General features: G+C 34.1%; 14 protein-coding genes. 10 read left to right on the top strand and 4 right to left on the bottom strand.

Translation table 11 applies throughout. The annotated features are described in order from the left end of the window. The first annotated feature begins 21 nt into the window (after window positions 1-21). The 10 genes from MM239_RS15670 to MM239_RS15625 all read left to right on the top strand — a co-directional run bounded on the left by MM239_RS15670 (window position 22) and on the right by MM239_RS15625 (window position 12,880). The gene (locus MM239_RS15670; protein ID WP_241349198.1) at window positions 22-801 is read left to right on the top strand and encodes a 4'-phosphopantetheinyl transferase family protein; all 780 of its coding nucleotides are present in this window, start codon (window positions 22-24) and stop codon (window positions 799-801) included. A gap of 371 nt (window positions 802-1,172) precedes the next feature. Next, window positions 1,173-2,168 carry a mannose-1-phosphate guanylyltransferase gene (locus tag MM239_RS15665; protein ID WP_241349197.1) on the top strand — a complete coding sequence of 332 codons (996 nt, stop codon included), beginning with the start codon at window positions 1,173-1,175 and terminating at the stop codon, window positions 2,166-2,168. Then, window positions 2,168-3,124 (top strand): GDP-L-fucose synthase family protein, encoded by a 957-nt coding sequence (locus MM239_RS15660; RefSeq protein ID WP_241349196.1) that lies wholly within the window; start codon window positions 2,168-2,170, stop codon window positions 3,122-3,124. Before MM239_RS15665 ends, MM239_RS15660 begins: the two co-directional genes overlap by 1 nt. Before the next feature lie 23 nt (window positions 3,125-3,147). Continuing rightward, complete coding sequence (gene gmd / locus MM239_RS15655; RefSeq protein WP_241349195.1) at window positions 3,148-4,308, top strand: GDP-mannose 4,6-dehydratase; 1,161 nt, start codon at window positions 3,148-3,150, stop codon at window positions 4,306-4,308. 210 nt (window positions 4,309-4,518) lie between these two features. After that, window positions 4,519-5,313 carry a polysaccharide biosynthesis/export family protein gene (locus MM239_RS15650; protein WP_241349194.1) on the top strand — a complete coding sequence of 265 codons (795 nt, stop codon included), beginning with the start codon at window positions 4,519-4,521 and terminating at the stop codon, window positions 5,311-5,313. Between the two features lies 1 nt (window position 5,314). Then, window positions 5,315-7,645 carry a GumC family protein gene (locus tag MM239_RS15645; protein WP_241349193.1) on the top strand — a complete coding sequence of 777 codons (2,331 nt, stop codon included), beginning with the start codon at window positions 5,315-5,317 and terminating at the stop codon, window positions 7,643-7,645. Between the two features lie 11 nt (window positions 7,646-7,656). Further along, complete coding sequence (locus MM239_RS15640; RefSeq protein WP_241349192.1) at window positions 7,657-9,036, top strand: MATE family efflux transporter; 1,380 nt, start codon at window positions 7,657-7,659, stop codon at window positions 9,034-9,036. A 10-nt stretch (window positions 9,037-9,046) separates the two neighbouring features. Continuing rightward, window positions 9,047-10,282 (top strand): glycosyltransferase, encoded by a 1,236-nt coding sequence (locus MM239_RS15635; protein ID WP_241349191.1) that lies wholly within the window; start codon window positions 9,047-9,049, stop codon window positions 10,280-10,282. Between the two features lie 507 nt (window positions 10,283-10,789). After that, window positions 10,790-11,554: a hypothetical protein gene (locus MM239_RS15630; protein WP_241349190.1), complete on the top strand. Its 765-nt coding sequence runs from the start codon at window positions 10,790-10,792 to the stop codon at window positions 11,552-11,554. Next, on the top strand, window positions 11,555-12,880 hold the full coding sequence (locus MM239_RS15625) for a glycosyltransferase (protein ID WP_241349189.1): 1,326 nt from the start codon (window positions 11,555-11,557) through the stop codon (window positions 12,878-12,880). Between the two features lie 114 nt (window positions 12,881-12,994). Here the strand turns inward: MM239_RS15625 and MM239_RS15620 are convergent, their stop codons facing one another. From MM239_RS15620 to MM239_RS15605, 4 genes are all read right to left on the bottom strand, one after another. Continuing rightward, window positions 12,995-14,182, bottom strand: a complete 1,188-nt coding sequence (locus MM239_RS15620) for a glycosyltransferase family 4 protein (protein WP_241349188.1) — start codon at window positions 14,180-14,182, stop codon at window positions 12,995-12,997. Window positions 14,183-14,256: 74 nt separating this feature from the next. After that, window positions 14,257-15,261: a glycosyltransferase gene (locus tag MM239_RS15615; protein ID WP_241349187.1), complete on the bottom strand. Its 1,005-nt coding sequence runs from the start codon at window positions 15,259-15,261 to the stop codon at window positions 14,257-14,259. A gap of 209 nt (window positions 15,262-15,470) precedes the next feature. Beyond that, on the bottom strand, window positions 15,471-16,442 hold the full coding sequence (locus MM239_RS15610; RefSeq protein WP_241349186.1) for a hypothetical protein: 972 nt from the start codon (window positions 16,440-16,442) through the stop codon (window positions 15,471-15,473). A gap of 399 nt (window positions 16,443-16,841) precedes the next feature. Next, on the bottom strand, window positions 16,842-19,034 hold a 2,193-nt coding region (locus MM239_RS15605), incomplete at its 5' end, for an Ig-like domain-containing protein (RefSeq protein ID WP_241349185.1).

Genomic DNA, 19,034 nt, shown 5'->3' with positions numbered 1-19,034 from the left:
TAACATTAACAACAGGGACAGGTGGGGATTTCTTTGAAATGTGACTTGATAACTGATTTCGATAACAGTCCAAACGATGGGATTGATTGTGAAAAGATTGGAGTATGGCAGATTCCTGCCTACTCCGACCTTCCACATCAATCAGTCGTAGATTATGCTAAATCTTTAGGTTATTTGGATTTTTTACCCCCTGATGAGCAAGAGCTTTTTAGAAAATATTATATGTCTGAGGACAAGAATAGAAAGTTGATTTCTCAAATTGCAGTGAGGAGTATTTTATCAAAATATTTGAATATACCTCCAAAAGAAATTCAATTTGGGCAAAGCGAGTTTGGTAAGCCGTTTTTGAGGAATATAGAGCTTCAGTTTAATTTGACACACTCAGGGGATTATATTTATCTTGCTGTAGGGGAGAAGGTGCCCTTAGGAATAGATATTGAATTTGTATCACCGACTTTTGAGTATGAAGAATTGTTAGATCTGGTCTTTCAGCCGGATGAAATTGATCATATTCAGCTTTCAGAAAATTCATTGCTGACTTTTTTTCAATATTGGACCAGGAAGGAAGCTTTTTTGAAAGCTGTAGGTTATGGTTTTTCTATTCCCCCTCAAGCAGTACCTGTCAATTTTGGTTCAAATTTCTTCGGCCTTACTAGAGACCTTGGTTTTAGTCACTGGACTAGTGTTACTTGTGAAGTTTTACCGGATTACATTCTAAGCATTGCTTTGGCGAGTGAAAAGCAACCTTCATTGAAGTTTGATGTATGGGATTTTATGAAAATGGAAAGAATTAACTCTTAGAAAGTTAAGGTAAACCATTTTCGAGACATAGTTTTTCATTCAAAAAAATCACATCAATTAAATCATTTAATGTAGTTATCAGGCAAGCCAGCTTTTATAATTCTAAATCTTATGCTGAACTTTTGGATGAAAGAGTGAATTTTTTCAGAAGGGGTAAAGCTAAACCGATTTAAGTTAATTGAAATAGGTAGTAAATATACTGATAAGGTAATATTTTACCTGAAAATTTTATAAGTAAAATGACTAACAATTGTTTATTAAAAATAATAAAATGTATTTTGAATACAAAAATTTGTTTTTTAAAATCATTGTATTAATTTTATGCCATTGAAAAAGTATTGTATAACCGTCACTATTTCTATCTCAATTTTATGAAAGTTGTCAATGTAGTCTTGTCTGGAGGAGTAGGTAGTAGGCTTTGGCCTTTGTCTAGAAAATCCAGGCCAAAGCAATACCTCCCCCTATTTGATGGAAGGTCCTTGTTTGAACTATCCATAGAGAGGAACATTGCCTTTTGTGAAGAAATTTGTGTGGTTGGAGGTATCGATAACTATCAGTTATCAAGAGATATTATGCGCAAAATGCAAGTTGAAAGATATACTGAATTGGTAGAAGCCTGTCCACGCAATACCGCAGCAGCCATAGCTTTTGCAGCTTTTGCAGCAAATCCAGATGATATTTTATTGATTACACCATCTGATCATTTGATCAAGGTGGATGAAGATTATCGAAATGCGGTGAGTCAAGCTATTCAAATGGCATCAGATGATCACATAGTGACATTTGGGCTCAAGCCAAAGCATGCTGAGACTGGGTTTGGGTATGTTGAGCATGAAGGGAATGAAGTGATTTCCTTTAGAGAAAAGCCTTCAGAAGATCTAGCGCAAATGTTTTTAGAATCTGGTAAGTTCTTGTGGAACAGTGGAATGTTTTGTTTCAAAGCAGGGGTCTTTCTTGAGGAATTGAAGAAGTATGAACCGGTGGTGTTTGAAAAAAGTCAGAAGGTGTATGTCAAGAGAAATGGGATATATATGAATGATTTGATTTCCAGAGAGATACCATCGATCAGTGTGGATTATGCTGTGATGGAGCGTACCGACAAGATCAAAGTGATACCTTCTTTTTTTGAATGGTCTGATATGGGTAGTTTTCAAGCAATATATGATGCAGCTCCAGCAGATGATCAAAGAAAGATTCAATCAAACATGGTGTTAAATTCCAGTAAGTTGGTTGAGTTTGTGGGTGTAGAGAATGTGATTTTAGTGGAGACAGAAGATGCGATTTTAGTACTTCATAAAGAAAAAGCACAAGATGTCAAAAAAGTATATGAAAGATTGGAATTGGAGAACCCTAAATATTTGCGATAATGATCAATAAAGTAAGCAAAATATATGTGGCAGGTCACCGCGGTATGGTAGGTTCTGCTATTGTGAATCACTTGAAATCGCTTGGCTATGAAAACATAGTCACTCGTAGGTCTGGTGAACTTGACTTACGAAATCAACTTGAGGTTGAATATTTCTTTTCTCAAGAAAAACCAAAAGTAGTAATCGATGCAGCGGCTCGTGTTGGGGGTATCCTAGCGAATAGAGATTATCCTTATCAATTTTTGATAGATAATCTCAAGATTCAAAATAACCTGATAGAGTTTTCTTTACTTAATGATTGTGAGAAATTTATCTTTTTGGGAAGCTCTTGTATCTACCCGAAATTTTCACCACAACCTATCAAGGAGGATTATTTACTTACCTCAGAGCTTGAAGCGACAAATGAAGCCTATGCATTAGCAAAAATAGCTGGCGTAAAGGCATGCGAGTATGTTCGGAAACAATTTGGGAAAGATTATAGTAGTTTGATGCCTACTAACCTCTATGGCCCACGAGATAATTTTGATCTTGAAACTTCGCATGTGTTGCCAGCCATGATTACCAAATTCTATGAGGCAAAGCAGCAGGGTAACCAACCTGTAATCTTATGGGGGACAGGTTCCCCAATGAGGGAGTTTTTGCATGTAGATGATCTTGCTGCTGCGGTGACATTTGCATTGGAAAATGAGCTTCCAGACAACCTTTATAATGTAGGTACAGGGGTGGATATTACGATTAAAGAGCTTGCTTTGATGATTCAGCAGATAGTAGGCCATAGTGGGGATATCATCTGGGATGACAGTAAGCCAGATGGTACGCCTAGAAAATTGCTGGATGTTTCCAAAATGAAAACCCTTGGCTGGGAGGCAAAGACCAGTCTCAAGGAGGGTATTATAGAAACCTATGAATGGTACCTGGAGAATTCATACAATCTTAAAAAAGTAAAAATTAGCTAACCTATTTCGTGCAGACATATATCATGGAAAATTCACAAAACAAAAAGAAAGTAGCACTGATTACAGGTGTGACAGGCCAAGATGGCGCATATTTATCTGAATTGTTGCTTTCAAAAGGCTACATGGTTCATGGGATCAAGAGAAGAACATCACTTTTCAATACCGATAGAATCGACCATTTGTACCAAGACCCTCATTCAGAAAATGGAAATTTCAAACTTCATTTTGGTGACATGACAGATTCTATGAATCTAACCAAGATCATCCAAGAGACTCAACCAGACGAAATTTATAATTTGGCAGCGATGAGTCACGTGAAAGTTAGCTTTGATATTCCTGAGTACACTGCAAATGCGGATGGCATTGGTACATTGAGAATTCTGGAAGCAGTTAGACTTCTGGGTATGGAGAAAAAGACGAAGATCTATCAAGCCTCTACCTCTGAGTTATACGGATTGGTACAGGCAGTTCCTCAGTCTGAGACTACGCCATTTTATCCTAGATCTCCCTATGCGGTGGCAAAGATGTATGCCTACTGGATTACCGTGAACTACAGAGAGGCTTACGATATGTATGCATGTAATGGAATACTATTTAACCACGAATCGCCATTGAGGGGAGAGACTTTTGTGACAAGGAAAATCACAAGAGCGGTATCTAAAATTGCTCTTGGTCTTCAAGATACCTTATACATGGGTAATCTTGATGCAAAGAGGGACTGGGGCCATGCTAAGGACTATGTGGAGGCCATGTACCTGATTTTACAGCAGGATAAGCCTTCAGATTATGTTATCGCTACAGGTGTTACGACAAAAGTTAGAGATTTTATCTCATTGGCTTTTGCAGAGGTAGGTTTCAATCTTAGATTTGAGGGAGAGGGTGTAGACGAAGTAGGTATACTAGACTCGATAGATTATGAGAAATTGGCTCATAATGTAGCATTAGTTGAGCACAAAGTAAACCTTGGTGATGTATTAGTAAGGGTAGATCCTGCTTATTTTAGGCCGACAGAAGTGGATCTTTTGATAGGTGATCCGACAAAGTCAAATAAGCAGCTTGGGTGGTATCCAAAGTATGACCTTAAGTCTTTGGTAAGTGAAATGGTCCTTTCAGATGTGGCATTGTTTAGAAAAGACCTAGATCTTATCAAGTCAGGACATCACATTTTGATGCAGCAAGAATAGTGAAGATTTAGATAGATGTAGTTTAATTTGGAACTTAGCCTGGAATGTTATTTTGGGCTATGTTTTTAATGTTTTATGCTGGAGTGTGGAAGTGAAATGATAACATTTTCTTGATAATTAAATATATTGAAATGCTTTTTATATACAGATTAATGTATTACGTTTGTGATATAAATTAATTAAATCTACAGGGCTAATTTTAATTGTGTTATGAGGGTGTCTATCTTTAAGCTTCTAGTGATCATGTTGGTGGCGAGTTCTTGTGCTAAAAGAAACTTGACCTATTTTAGTGACATTGAATCAAACTCAGACTATTCTATTCAAATCGATGAATTTTCCGAAGTGAAAATTAAACCATACGATAGGTTAAGAATAGAAGTGACCAGTCCAAGTGTTGAGTCCAATTTGATGTTCAACAGTGGTTATATCCAAGAGCACGAGGAGTTGGAAAATGGTGCCGAGACAAGACCAAATCCTGGAAATAACAATGTTTATTTAGTAAACTCAAAGGGTCAAATAGAATTCCCTATATTGGGTGCAATAAGTTTGACTGGTCTTACCATAGAAGAGGCAAAAGAGGAGATGAAGTTTAGGCTGAAGTCGCATGTTAAGGAACCTAGTGTAAATATGACAATAGCAAACTTTAGAGTTACTGTTATAGGGGAAGTTAATAGGCCTTCAAATTTTTTAATATCTAGTGAACGTATCAATATTTTTGAAGCGATAGGTTTAGCAGGAGATTTAACTCCTTATGGCAAAAGAGAAAATGTACTTGTGATGAGAGATGAGGGTGGCAAGCGAAACGTGTATAGGGTGAACCTCAATAAAAAGGATGTATTAGCATCACCATATTATTATTTGGAGCAAAATGATATTGTTTACATTGAACCTGATCCGCGTAAACTTAAAGATACCAATAATAACACTACCTTAATTACTGTGATAACAGTTGCTTCATCTATACTAGTCGCTGTCATATTTAATTATCAAAACTTATTTAATTAAGATGAAAGTTTCAGATGTATTGCTTGACGGCTTTGGGTTCGAGAGGGGAATTGATCCTAAGAAAACCGTTAGAAAATATTTAAAATATAAATGGTTTTTCCTTTTAGGTATATCTATAGCTTTGTTCTTGGCATTGACATACTTGTTTTATGCAATGCCATTGTATCAAGTTTCAAGTAAAGTAGTTATCAAAGATAGAGAGAAAGGAGTTGATTTTTCCGACAATCCTTTGTTGCAAGAATTTGATAGTTATAGATCTTCAAAGATCATAGAAAATGAAATTGAAGTATTCAAGTCAGTACAGCTGATGAAAGGAGTTCTTGAGGATTTGGATATATTGATTTCCGTATTTTCGGTTGATAAATTTGGTCGAAAGAAAGAATTTTACAAAAGTGATAGCCCCATTCTTATTAACTGGGAAAATAGAGACTGGAAATATGAACTGAAGAATGATGAGTATAAGTTGGAAGTCTTGGATAAAAAGACATTTAGGATTTCTTTCGGTAATGTAAGTGAAAAATTCAAGTTTGGTGATCAAATTTCAGGTCATTTTGGTGATTTCTCAGTTTCTCTGAATGATAGTTTTGATTTCTCAGAACTGGAATCAAAAAGTTTTGTATTCTACTTTCATGGTAGTGAAGATCTGGCTAGAGCATACAGCCAAGGCTTAGTAGTGGAGCCTACAAATAGACAATCAAGTGTTTTGGAGATTTCTACTTTGGATAATATTCCGCAAAGAGCTGTGGAAATAGTAGATAGCTTAATTAAGAAGTATAATCTTCAAACGGAAGAAGAGAAGAACTCCTCTGCCACTACGGCTGTATCGTTTTTATCTGCACAGTTGAATGAATTGGCGATGGAGATTGATTCTATTGAGAGCAAGATAGAGAGGTTGAAAAGTCAAAATAGGATTAGTGATATCGATACGGAAGCTAGAGTAAATTTAGAACGATCAGCTAATGATAGAAGCCAAATTTCGAACTACAGGACACAGATTCAAGTGGTAGAATCGATTCAGAATTTGCTACAGAACAGCTCAACTGAAGATACAAAAACAATTCCTTCTGCGCTCACTTTGAATGATGTGGCATTAGTTGGCGCAATTGAAAATTATAATTCCTTACAAAGAGAAAAAGAAAGGTTATTAAGGGATGTTCAGCCTTCAAGCCCACTTGTGGTTTCTTTGAATGCGAGGATTTCAAGTCAAAGATCCAATATAGTTGATAACCTAAATAACCTAAAATCTAGTTTACAAATTGCAGTTAGGAATTTAGAAATTAACTCATCGAGATATGAAGGGAGGTCTTCAAAAATTCCACAGATTGAGAGAGAATTACAAGAGATCACAAGATTAAGATTGATCAAACTTGAGCAATTCCAAATGTTGAATAAAAAGAATGAAGAAGCTCAGATGTCATTGACGGCCACCTCAAATTCATTCTTAAGAATAATAGATACAGCAAAGGCATCTTATGCTCCAGTGAAACCTAATAGAATTATAATTTTAATATTTTCTATTGTAATGGGTTTCGGAATACCTTTCATGATAGTCTTTATCAAAAATCTATTTGATAATAAAATCGATAGTAAAAATGATGCTGAAAATATAACTCAACTTCCAGTCATCTCAGAGATATCAAAAAATGATATGGATGAAAATCTGGTATTTTCGGTAAACGGCAAATCCGCAGTTGCAGAACAATTTAGACTCTTGAGAGCCAATGTGTTCTCCACAATTGGTGAAAAGGATACCAGCATAATTCTAGTTACATCAAGTATGGCTGGAGAAGGCAAAACTTTTTGTAGTTTAAACTTAGGAGCAAGCCTCAATTTGATTGGGAAAAAAGTAGCTGTTTTGGAATTTGACTTAAGAAAACCATCACTTCTGAGAAGCTTAAAGATGCCTAAAGAGCAAGAAGGGATCATTGAGTATCTTTTGGGAGAGACAAAGGACCTAAACAGAATCCTGAAGAAGCATCCTGATCTAGATAACTTTTGGTATATCGGTGCAGGTAAACTGGTACATAATCCTGCGGAAGTTATTAGCATGTCACGATTAGATACACTAATGGATGAGTTATCTGCAATGTTTGATTATATAATCATTGACACTTCTCCAGTAGGGATGGTTCCAGACGCTTTTGCACTTTGTAAGTATGCTGACCTTACACTTTATGTGTTACGTTCCAATATGACAACTTCAGATCACTTGGCTTTTCTTTCTAATTTTGGGGTAAAAGATAAGCTGAAGAACCCAATGCTGATACTTAATGGAGTCAATGTGGTCAATGGTTACGGATATGGCTATGATTATGCACCAGCTTTAACTTGATCTTATACGTGATGATTCAAAATATAAGTTTGGGATACCAAAAGGTATTATCATATTTGAATGGAGGAGGAACCAGAAACGTAAAAGCCAAAAAAAACATCTTGAGCTCCATTTTTATAAAGGGGGCGAGTATTCTGATGAGTTTGGCTATGGTACCCCTCACTATTGAGTACGTAAATCCTTCTAGGTATGGAATATGGCTTACCCTAAGCTCAATTGTAGGTTGGTTTGCGTTTTTTGATATTGGCTTAACACAAGGGTTAAGAAATAAATTTGCTGAAGCCATAGCAGTAGGAGATGCCAAACAAGCAAAAGTATATGTATCAACGACATATGCGGCTTTGGTGTTGATTTTCTTTGTTGTCTGGGTACTTTTTTTGATTACAAATAGCTTTTTAGACTGGACAGAAATCTTGAAAGTAGACGCTTCAATGACTTCAGAGCTTTCTGTATTGGTTATCATAGTGTTCACTTATTTCTGTCTTCAGTTTATTCTAAAGACTGTAACTTCTATATTGACAGCTGATCAGCAGCCAGCCAAAGCAAGTTTCATCGAGCTTGTAGGTCAATTTATGGCTCTTCTCTCGATTTACCTACTCGTAGCAACGACAGAAGGCTCCTTAATAAATTTAGGTTTAGCACTTTGTATCAGTCCGATTCTGGTATTGGTATTAGCAAATTATGTTTTATTTAACAAAAAGTATAAAGCTTATAAACCTTCTATATCGAATATAGACTTCAAACATGCGAAGAGTTTGTTTCAATTGGGTGGTAAGTTTTTTATCATTCAGATTGCAGCCATCGTTCAGTATGAGTCTGCTAATATCATTATTGCAAGAAATTTCTCAACAACGGACGTTACAGCTTTTAATATAGTCTATCGATATTTTGGAATACTCAATATGGCTTTTGCAATTTTCTTGACCCCTTTTTGGTCAGCGTCTACTGAAGCATTTATGAAAAATGATTTGCAATGGATCAAAAGCAGTGTGAAAAAATACAATTATCTTAATTTGATTTTAGTGTTGGTAGGACTGGTTATGCTTTTCTTTGCTCAGGATATTTATAATTTATGGTTGGGAGAAGGTACTTTAGAGATTGACTTTAAGTTGTCACTTTGGGGATTGATATTCTTTAGTATTTTTCTATTTGGCAATACTTATGTGTCGTTTTTGAATGGAATTAGTGCATTGAGAATTCAGTTTTGGTCGAGTATAATTAGTCCATTTCTATATATACTAGTAGCTATATATTTAATTAACGAATTAAACTTGGGTGTGTTTGCATTATTTGTAGCTGCCTTGATTGCTAATATTAATGGAGCAATTTTAGCCCCCCTTCAATACTATATGATAGTAGTGAAAAATAAAAAGGGGTTTTGGCTTAAATAATTAACAGAAAATGAAGGTTTTACATTTGCAATATGCGACTACAAAATCTGGTAATTATACCAAGACTTTGCATGATTTAATGAGATCAAATGGAATTGACTCAAAAATTCTGTCTTTGCATAGAAGTAAGGATTTGGAAGACGATAATATTCATGGAGTATCCGGTAAGCTACCAAAGATCAAATCAGAAATTGATATTAAGATTCAAGCTTTTTTAAACCGTCAAATAAACTTCGATTTGGGTGGTTTTACATTTCCAATACTTGGAACTGATGTTTCTAAGCATCCTATGACGATCGAGTCTGATGTGATTTACATCCATTGGGCTTTAGGCGGTTTTCTGAGTATAGAAAGTTGGTTTTCATTGGCAAAGACTGGGAAACCAATCGTTTTTGTACTTCATGATTTATTTACATTCACTGGTGGCTGTCATTATACTTTTGGCTGTGACAAATTCAAAACAGCATGTAGTCAATGTCAAATTTTACAGAAATCAGAACCAATAGATCGAGCGAAGAAGCTTTTCAAGAAAAAAATGAAATTTTTCAAAAGTTTTGACAATATCTATTTTATCTCCCCAAGTGTTTGGATGAAACGACAAGCTGAAAGTGCATCCTTACTAGAGGGTAAAAGTATATTTCAAATTTACAATTCAGTTTCAAGAAGTTTTAAAAAGCTTAAAAATCAACCTTTTAGGACTAAAAATCTCATAAAGAACGAAACGAAAGTGATTGGATTTGGGGCAAACTATGTAAATAGTCCATATAAAGGGTTTCGATATTTACTTGAAGCATTGAAAATAATTGGGAAAAACGTTGAAGATACTTCCAAGTACGAAGTTTTAGTTTTCGGAGGTGATTTATCAAAAGAAATTTTGAAGCAAATTCCATTTAGAGTACACTACACAGGATATCTGTCTACTGAACATGAAATTTGTGAGGCTTATAATTCAATGGATGTATTTGTAGTCTCATCTCTGGAAGATAATTTACCAACAACAGTACTCGAAAGTTTAAAGTGTGAAACTCCAGTGGTCGGGTTTGAAACTGGTGGAGTTCCCGAAATGATCATTCACGAGAAAAACGGATATTTAGCTAAAAAATTTGATTCGCATGATTTAGCAAATTGCATCATTTCATGTCTAGAAAGTGGTATTTCTGGATCCTTGAATAGGAAGTTTTCAGATTCAGAAATTATTGAAAATCATCAAGAAGTATTTGAGAAAATCTTTCAGGTAGCTCGTTAAGTTATGGAGGTATTTACACAGGTTAGCAAAAGCTTACCCATAAAGCATACTTTGTCTGAATTGAGGCTCATGAACTTTTTCTTCATGGGATTCATCTTATATACCATGGGTTTTACGCTTACTTCCACTGGGATGGTTCATAATTTAATTTGTAGTGCAATCCAATTAATGGGTATTTTAATGTTTTTGCCTTCAAGTATTCTTTTGATCGAATTAAAGTTCGAGAATATTTATTTTAAGGTAATGATAGGCCTATATATTATTTACTTATGCTCAGTTGTCTTTAGGGGTTTTTTGTTTGATTTTGTCACCATTAGGGATTTATTGATAGATGCTTGGTTTGGTTTGTTTATTTATCTTGCCCCTATAGTTTGTTTGTTTTCCAATAAAAAGCTTTTAATTAAAAAAACCTTTGATGCTATTTATATATTATCAATAGTCTTTCTTATTTACGAAATTACCTTTTTAAATTTATTGATAGAAAGAGGTTCGCAAGAATCAATAGCAATGGCTGAGGTTTTTTCAAGAACATTGGGGCTGCCAGCTGGGTTTGTTTTATTGACCTATCGTTATCACAGCTTAAAGTTAAGACTTGTTTCAGGAGTTACAATTTCTGTAATTTTAGCTATGGCTTTGTATCAAGCTAGGAGAGGTTTAGCGCTGTATTGTTTGATGATTCTTATGTTTGCAGGTGTAATTTACCTAATGAAAGGCAGCAATAGGTCTTTTGTGCTTGTTACTCTTTTAATTTTTGCCAGCTCGATAGTCTTAGTTGGCTCTGAAGTTTTTGACAAGTCAGACTTCTTGTCCTCAATCAAAGAAAGAGGGTTGGAAGATACGAGAAGTAATGTTGAATTAAATTTTTACGAAGATATGCAAGGCATTGATTGGCTGATAGGTAGAGGAATCAATGGCTTGTATTATTGTCCTGGGATAGTTTGGGATGGCGAGGCATCTACATTTAGAGGTATAATTGAAACAGATTATCTTCAAATTATCCTGAAAGGTGGATTGGTTAGTTTAGGATTACTTTTTCTAATTATGATACCAGCCTCTATTTTGGGAATTTTCTTTTCAAAGAACTTATTGGTAAAAGCCTTTGGGATATGGATTTTCATAGGCTTGTTAAATATGTATCCTTCGTCAGTCAATACCTTTACGTTAAATTATTTGATCATGTGGATAGGAGTAGGGGTTTGCTATTCCAAAAGTTTACGAAATTTGACGGATGCGTCAATTGATAAATATTTCAAAAAACAAATTAGAAATTAAGTGAAACAATCAACAAAAATTTTGATTCTAAATCAACCATTTGATAATAATACGGGTGGTGGAATTACTTTGTCAAATTTATTTGAAGGCATTGATTCGGATAAGGTGGCTGTTGTCTGTTCTGCTCAACTAATTAATTCGAATACAAATTTTGAAAAATGCCGTCACTATTATCAACTTGGTGTGATAGAGCAAAAGTGGTTATTCCCTTTCAGTCTATTGCGGTCAAATAATCACTCTGGTTCAGTAAGGAAAAGTTTCCCTAATCCTGAGAGTCTCGCTGAGATCCCACAAAAACCAACCCTGAAAAGTACTTTGGTGAATAAGGTATTTTTTCCTTTTATAGGGTATTCTGGAATTTATCATAGCATATTTTCCTTGAAACTATCACCAAAATTGATCTCCTGGATAAAGGATTTTGATCCAGACATTATCTATGCCCAAGCACAAAGTTTACAAGAAGTTAGATTTTGTCAGGAAATCAAAGATAAATTTGGCCTACCATTTATTTTCCACATGATGGACGATTGGATTTCACTTCCGGGTCAATCTTTTATTTCAAAATTAATTTGGAAAAAAAAGATAGCATTAGAATTTGAAAAATTACTTAAGGCAAGTGATAAGGTTTTTACGATAAGTGATTATATGTCTAAAGAATACCTTCGTAGATACGGTATCAAATCGGATGTTTTTCACAATCCAGTAGACGATGATTTTTGGGGGCAACACCAAAAGCAACTTATGGCCCTAAATGATAGTCCTACTATTCTATATGCTGGTAGAGTAGGGTTAAGTATTGATGAGTCATTGATCATGATGGCAAATGCGGTGAATAGATTAAACCAGATTTACAAGACCCAGGTGAAATTTGTGATTCAAACGGAAAAGAAGCCAAATTGGGTTGATAAGTATAATTATGTTTATCATAAAAGGCAGGTACCCTATGTTGATTTGCCAGCTGCCTTTTCGAGTGCAGACATACTTTTTCTCCCATATGATTTTTCTAAAAAGTCTATTGATTTCATCAAATATTCTATGCCAACAAAAGCGTCTGAATATATGATTAGTGGAACTCCAATTCTAATCTTGGCACCCAAAGACACAGCTATTGTTGATGATGCTTTGAACTTAGGTTGGGCTCAAGTTCTTACAGAAGAACGATTAGAAAAACTAGTAGACATGATAGCTACTCTATTATTTAATAAAGAGCTTAGGACTCAAATAACGGATAATGCAAAACGTTTGGCAAAGCAAGTTCATAGTAAAAGAATCGTCCAAGAAAGATTCTTTAAGAATTTACATGAATCCGCAGGAGCAAAAGTGTAACTTATAAAAATTCAGTTGAAAGACAGATGTTTAGGAGTATCAGGTCAAATACTATACATGAAAAATTTGATCTTTATCTTCAAAGGATTGAAAGTGATTTTTTGAACCTATTGCTCATATGATTTTATCCCATGAAGTGGTATCAGTTTTGCCATGCCAAAATTTAGAGAAAATCTGTCCTAATAATTTCCTTTTTGTATTATTACTTTTTATTTTTAATATGCTTTCTTTCAGTTTATTAGCGAATTTTTCATAACTGAAATTATTGATTATTTCTAGGCTGTTTTTGCTCATCTCATTCTTTTCTGCATCTGATAGCTGTATGAATTTGATGATGGTGTCAGCAATTTCTTCAGGATTTTCTGGAGAAAAGCTGAAGCCATTTACATTGTTTTTCAATAACGTGTTACATGCATTCACTTTGTTGCTCAATAAGACCGGAAGACCAGATGCCAAAGCTTCATTTACCACTAAGCCCCAACTTTCTGAAAAACTAGGCAATATCAGGGCTTTGGACTTTGTCAAAAATTGAGGTATTTCCATAGGCTTCAAAGATCCTAAGAATTTCACTTTCTTTAAATTCAATTCTTCTGCAAGATTTTCCAAGGATTTTTTCAATATTCCGTCACCTACAATGATCAACTCATAGTTATCTGAATTTTTTTCCACCTTCTTCCATGCGCTTATTAATCCTTCTATGTTTTTCACAGGTACTAATCTTGCAACACAAATGATCCAGTTATTTTGTGACTCCTTAGTTTTGCTCGGATGAAATCTATCATTATTGACACAATTATATCCAAAAGATAGCTTTTGTGTATCAATACCCCAGTTTTTGTACTCTGAGATGTATTCTGGGGAAGGAACTAATATAGCATCAGCTTGATCATAAAGGTTTTTTTTGATGAAATTTACTAATCTGGTTTTTTTATAGAATGAATGAATGGCATCGTCAAAAAATAGTAATCTCTTTTTGTTTTTCAGAGTCCATTTCAAGGCAATAGCCCCTGATGCAAATACGGGAGGTCCTGCGATTATAAAATCTGGATCTATGGATTTTAATGATTCATTTACATTATAAATGAGCTGATCGTTAGGGACTTCTTCAGGACAACTTTCAGGAAATAGGGTCTCAACGAAATCAGGGATTTCTAATTTTTCATTAAAGTCGTAAGGAGAGCCTTTACCAAATAGTTGAATAGCATTGAGCTTTATCTTTTCATTTTTGAAGTAGTTATTTAGATAGATTAACCTCTCCGTCCAATATCCTCTTAAGTCATTGCTGATTACAGTTATTTTCATTTTATTGATTGGTATTAAGTGATCGATGGGGGTCAAAATAGCTTAAAACTTATATTATTATTTTGTTGATACTTTTAATTTGATATGGCCTTTTCAAATACCTCTTCGAAATAGCTTAATGAAAAATACTTTTGTAACTTATTTTTTAAATTATGATCGAAAGTTTCATTTTTTAATAATATCTTAATTATCTGTTCACTAAACTCTTTATTTCGGTCAGCGATGTTAAACACAGATTTGAAATCAGAAGGGAGGCCTTGAATAGCTTCAGGTGTACAAACTACATGATATGCATTATAGAGCATTTCTATTGTTTTGATGTTTACACCACTTACTAGTTTTATGGGGTTAATTATAATCTTTGATTTTTGATAGATTTCAAAGATTTCCTTAGGATTTTTCATTAAAGTGACATTTTTCAAATTACTTATGTAATTTTCTAAAGCCTTGTTTGGATTAGATCCAGCTATTAAAACTTTGACGTTTGGTAATTGCTCTACAACTTCCTTCAAAGGAAATTTGAGAAACCAAAGGATTGACTCTACATTATTTGGCATACTTAAATTACCTATGTAAGCAATGTCAAATTCAAAGCTTTCATTATTCCCATTCTCTATCTTATGATTGGTTGGGAATACTGGGGGAAGCCAAATTCCATTTTCTAGTCCCTGTTGTTTCCAAAGCGATAAGTCAGATTGTGAAATATCAAGAAAAGCCTCTGCATTTTTTAAGACTTTGAACTCTAAAGATTTAAGGTGTAATGAAATACTTAAAAAATTAAGATATGATTTCAAGTTTTGAGATGCACTTACTTGTTTTTTTATATAAATATGTTCAATATTATGAGACCTTACATAATATGGAATGTTAAATTTTTCTTTGATTTTGTCTACCAAATTGATCGAATAGATGCTTTCCATCAAAATACAGTCAGGTTGGAAGTCTTCTAACCTTGCGAATAATTCTTTCTTTTTAGTAGGTGTTATGTCACATTGAGTTACAAAGAAAGATTGCTTAAAACTAAAAATAATTTTTTTGAAAATCCCAAGTAATTTGTTTCCCCTTTCTATATAAAACACTTCCTCTAAATCGAGTTTAGATTGAAAGGAGTCGACTCCGTTATCACTTTCATGTTTGTTGACCCAAGCTATGAAGAACACTTTATGCCCCAAAAGTTTCAATGCTTGAATTCTATTGTATATATCAACTTTACCACCGTGATTTACAGGGTAAGGTATGTAAGGTGATACGATAACTATATTCATGTACTTGAGTCTTTTAAAATTGCTTATTTTGATTGAAAACCTAACTTCTGGATTGATATTAAGGACTCATTGAGCGCATTCAAGTTTCCAGAATAGAATGTTGGGTAATTTTTATAGAATTTATTGAAGACCTCAAAAGGAGTGTTATCTAAGTCATAAGTGGCTACGATTTCTCTTAGTATGGACTTTAGGCTTTCTTCAGTCCCATATTCTACAAAGCAATCAGCAAGTATTCCAGGTCCATGAATTGTAGGATTTTCATCAAGTCTCCATGCCATTGGCCAAGAATTGTCTTCTGTAAATACTAAACTTCCACAACTCAAGCATTCAGCAATAGGCAATCCAAAAGATTCATTAGATTGCATAAAATAAAAAGTAGATTTCCTATAAATATCTCGTATTTCTTCAATTTCATATTTACCTTCAAGACAGATATATGGAATGTTTAATTCTTCCAATACCCGGATTTGCATTTCGCGGGTACTTTTGAATTCCTTTCTTTCAAAATCAATAATTGCAAGTAGCCTTTCCTTTTTACATGGCTTGAGGTTAGCATCTTCTAAGAATAAACCTATCTGACTCCATGGTTTTTTTGGTGTTTGTTTGATTTCTGTAGTAGACGAAACTGCAAGATGCCATTCGAATACTTCCTCGCTGTGATCATTGTTGTCTTCTAGGAATTTGACCATAGTAGGAGCATTGCCTACATAATAGACTTCATATAGCATTAGTGGCTTAGACTTGGTGATCTTTTTAACCTTATCAATGTCGTATTCACTTTTCATAAACATTGTCGGGATGGTCTCCGAAAAAATTATCGCATCATAATTTTTAAGTTTTGAAAAGAATAAAAAGTCCTCAATTTTGTGGAGTAACTTGTAAATACCCCATATGAATTTTCCATATTTGAAATTTACATTCTCATAGCTTGAAAGCCGTCTGACAGAAGCAAGGTTTTCATAAATAAATGAATCATGGCCTAGTTTAGACAACATGCTTTTTAAACACCTTGCTAATATTTTTGGACTTCCATTTTGTGACCTCGTAATAATGGCGATTTTCATATTCAGTTTAAGAGCGACCTAGTTTAATCGAAACCAAAATTACAAAAAATATCGATTAATAAACAACAAAAAAAGTATTTTAAATACATAAAATAGTTTTTTAAATATTTTTGAACAAGTTGTTAATGATTATAATTGCTTGCTATTTCGATGACATAAAATGTCAAAATTAGATTAATTTAAACCAAGACATTAGCTGATAATGCTATATGAATCCTTTAGGTAAGTAACTTCACATAGATTTATAAAGGTTTTGTTCATTATTCCATTTAATGATTATTTTAACAAACTCTCTGTGTTTTTTGAGAACATTTTAAAGGAATATTGTCATTAATAATGCTTTACAAAGCGTTTGGATGCAATTAAATTGCCGTTGAATTGAATTCTTAACAAATATGTTCCCGAAATAAGGTTTTCGAGATCAAGTGTGACCTCATTACTATTCATTAAAAATTCATATGACTTTACTAAGTTACCATTTAATGAAAAAATTGAAGCTTTAACATTAAATTCTTCAGCTATATTGCCAAAGAATAGATTGAGATACCTGACAGTTGGGTTTGGACCGAATTTGAAATCTGTCAATTCTAAATATTCTTCAAAAGATGTTTCTTTTATAGTTATTTCTATTATTTCTGAAATATACCTATTACCATTTTTATCTAAAGCTTCAATCCAAATTTCATGTATGCCAAACGCTAGATTCGTCAAATCAAAACTGAATGGTTGTGATTCTATTTTGTTGATAGAAGATCCATTGACAAATATTTCAACTAAAGCAATTTCATGAATAAAATGAAGAAATTCTGGCTTGAAAGTGATATTTTCTGAACTTACAAACTCATGCTTGCCTTGCTCTATTTTTAAAATAATTTGTGGAACTTCCTTGATGTGAATTCTAATTGGTAAAGAAATTAAAATGCTGCCGTCTGAATAAACAAGCCTTGAGATCAAAGTTACTTCTCCTAATGGTGCATTTTCCCATATGAAATTGTAAGGAAAAATATTGGAAGAACCAATCAATGTATTTCCTCGGTAGTACTCGACTTTTTCAATTGGTTTATTAGAATTGGGAATTTGAACCTTAATTTCAAGATCAGTTCCTATGCTGTGTTCCGAAAGTGTTGTTGGAGAAATGATCCTAAAGACTGATTCATCTAACTCATTTTTAATTGTAATCTTATTCGAATTGCTTTGCTTGTATTTGTTTGGATCATTACCGATGATTTTAGCAAAGATCATATGGTCTCCTGGATTGGTTTTCTCCCATTTTGAAAAATAAGGGTATTCTTCAGCTGATGCAATAAGTTTATTTCCAGCGTAATATTCTATTCTCTTTACATTTTTAGTATCTCCATTAAACATTACCATTAGATCCACATTTTCATCAAAATCAAAGATTTGATCCGATATTGGACTTATTAATTCTATTTCTGGAATAGATTCATCTTGAACAACATTTATGCTTACTGGATTTGAGTATGAATTGTTTCCTCTGTTATTTGATACTCTAGCAATAAGCGTGTGTTTTCCTAATGGTGGGTTTATCCACACCACTTGGTAAGGGAATTCATGGGATTCCCCAATAAGTATATTGTTTTGAAAAAACTCAACTCTTGTCTCATTATCAGTAGGATCTAGTACATCTGCATTTATGACTATGTTTTCACCATAAATAAAAGTAGAGTTATTTGAGGGAGAGGTGATTTCCACAAATAGTGTTTCTTTAGGTCTTTCCGTTACTTGTATAGACCTTGCATCTGAAGCAGTTTTTCCATTTACATCTGTAGCGATTGCTGTGATATTTATGTCTCCAATAATCGAGATTCTCCAATTATAAGCGTAATTTCCATCGTTTCGGCTACCGATAAAAATGTTATTCCTAAAGTACTCTACTTTTACTATTTCTGAAGATTCCTCCGAGATTTCAACATTTAACAGTAACTGATCATCTCTGTAATAGTTGATTTTTTCTTCAGGAGAAATAATCTTAAAACTAGGATTTTTTTCTTTTTCAATTATTTGAATATTGACTGATGATGAGTTTTCGACAGCACCTTTGTCGTCTGTAGCTCTGGCTGTGATGGAATGATTTCCAAGTGGTGCATTGTCCCATACAAAGGTAAACGGCTCACTGCTTAGGGTACCGATGTGTGAGGTTCCGTTGAAAAACTCAACCTGTGTGATAGTTCCATCAGCATCTTGTGCCTCAGCATTGATACTGATGACGTCTCCAAAAGTGAAGGTTGAGTTGTTGGAAGGTGAAGTAATGTTAATAGTTGGAGCAATGTTAGTTTTTTCGTTGACCTGAATATTGATTGGTGATGAGATTGCGACAGCACCTTTGTCGTCTGTAGCTCTGGCTATGATGGAATGGTTTCCAAGTGGTGCATTGCCCCATACAAAGGTAAACGGCTCACTGCTTAGGGTACCGATGTGTGAGGTTCCGTTGAAAAACTCAACCTGTGTGATAGTTCCATCAGCATCTTGTGCCTCAGCATTGATACTGATGACGTCTCCAAA

The sequence above is a fragment of the Belliella filtrata genome (assembly GCF_022549775.1).
GTDB classification, from domain to species: Bacteria; Bacteroidota; Bacteroidia; order Cytophagales; family Cyclobacteriaceae; genus Belliella; species Belliella filtrata.
This window is presented reverse-complemented; position numbering and strand designations above follow the sequence as displayed.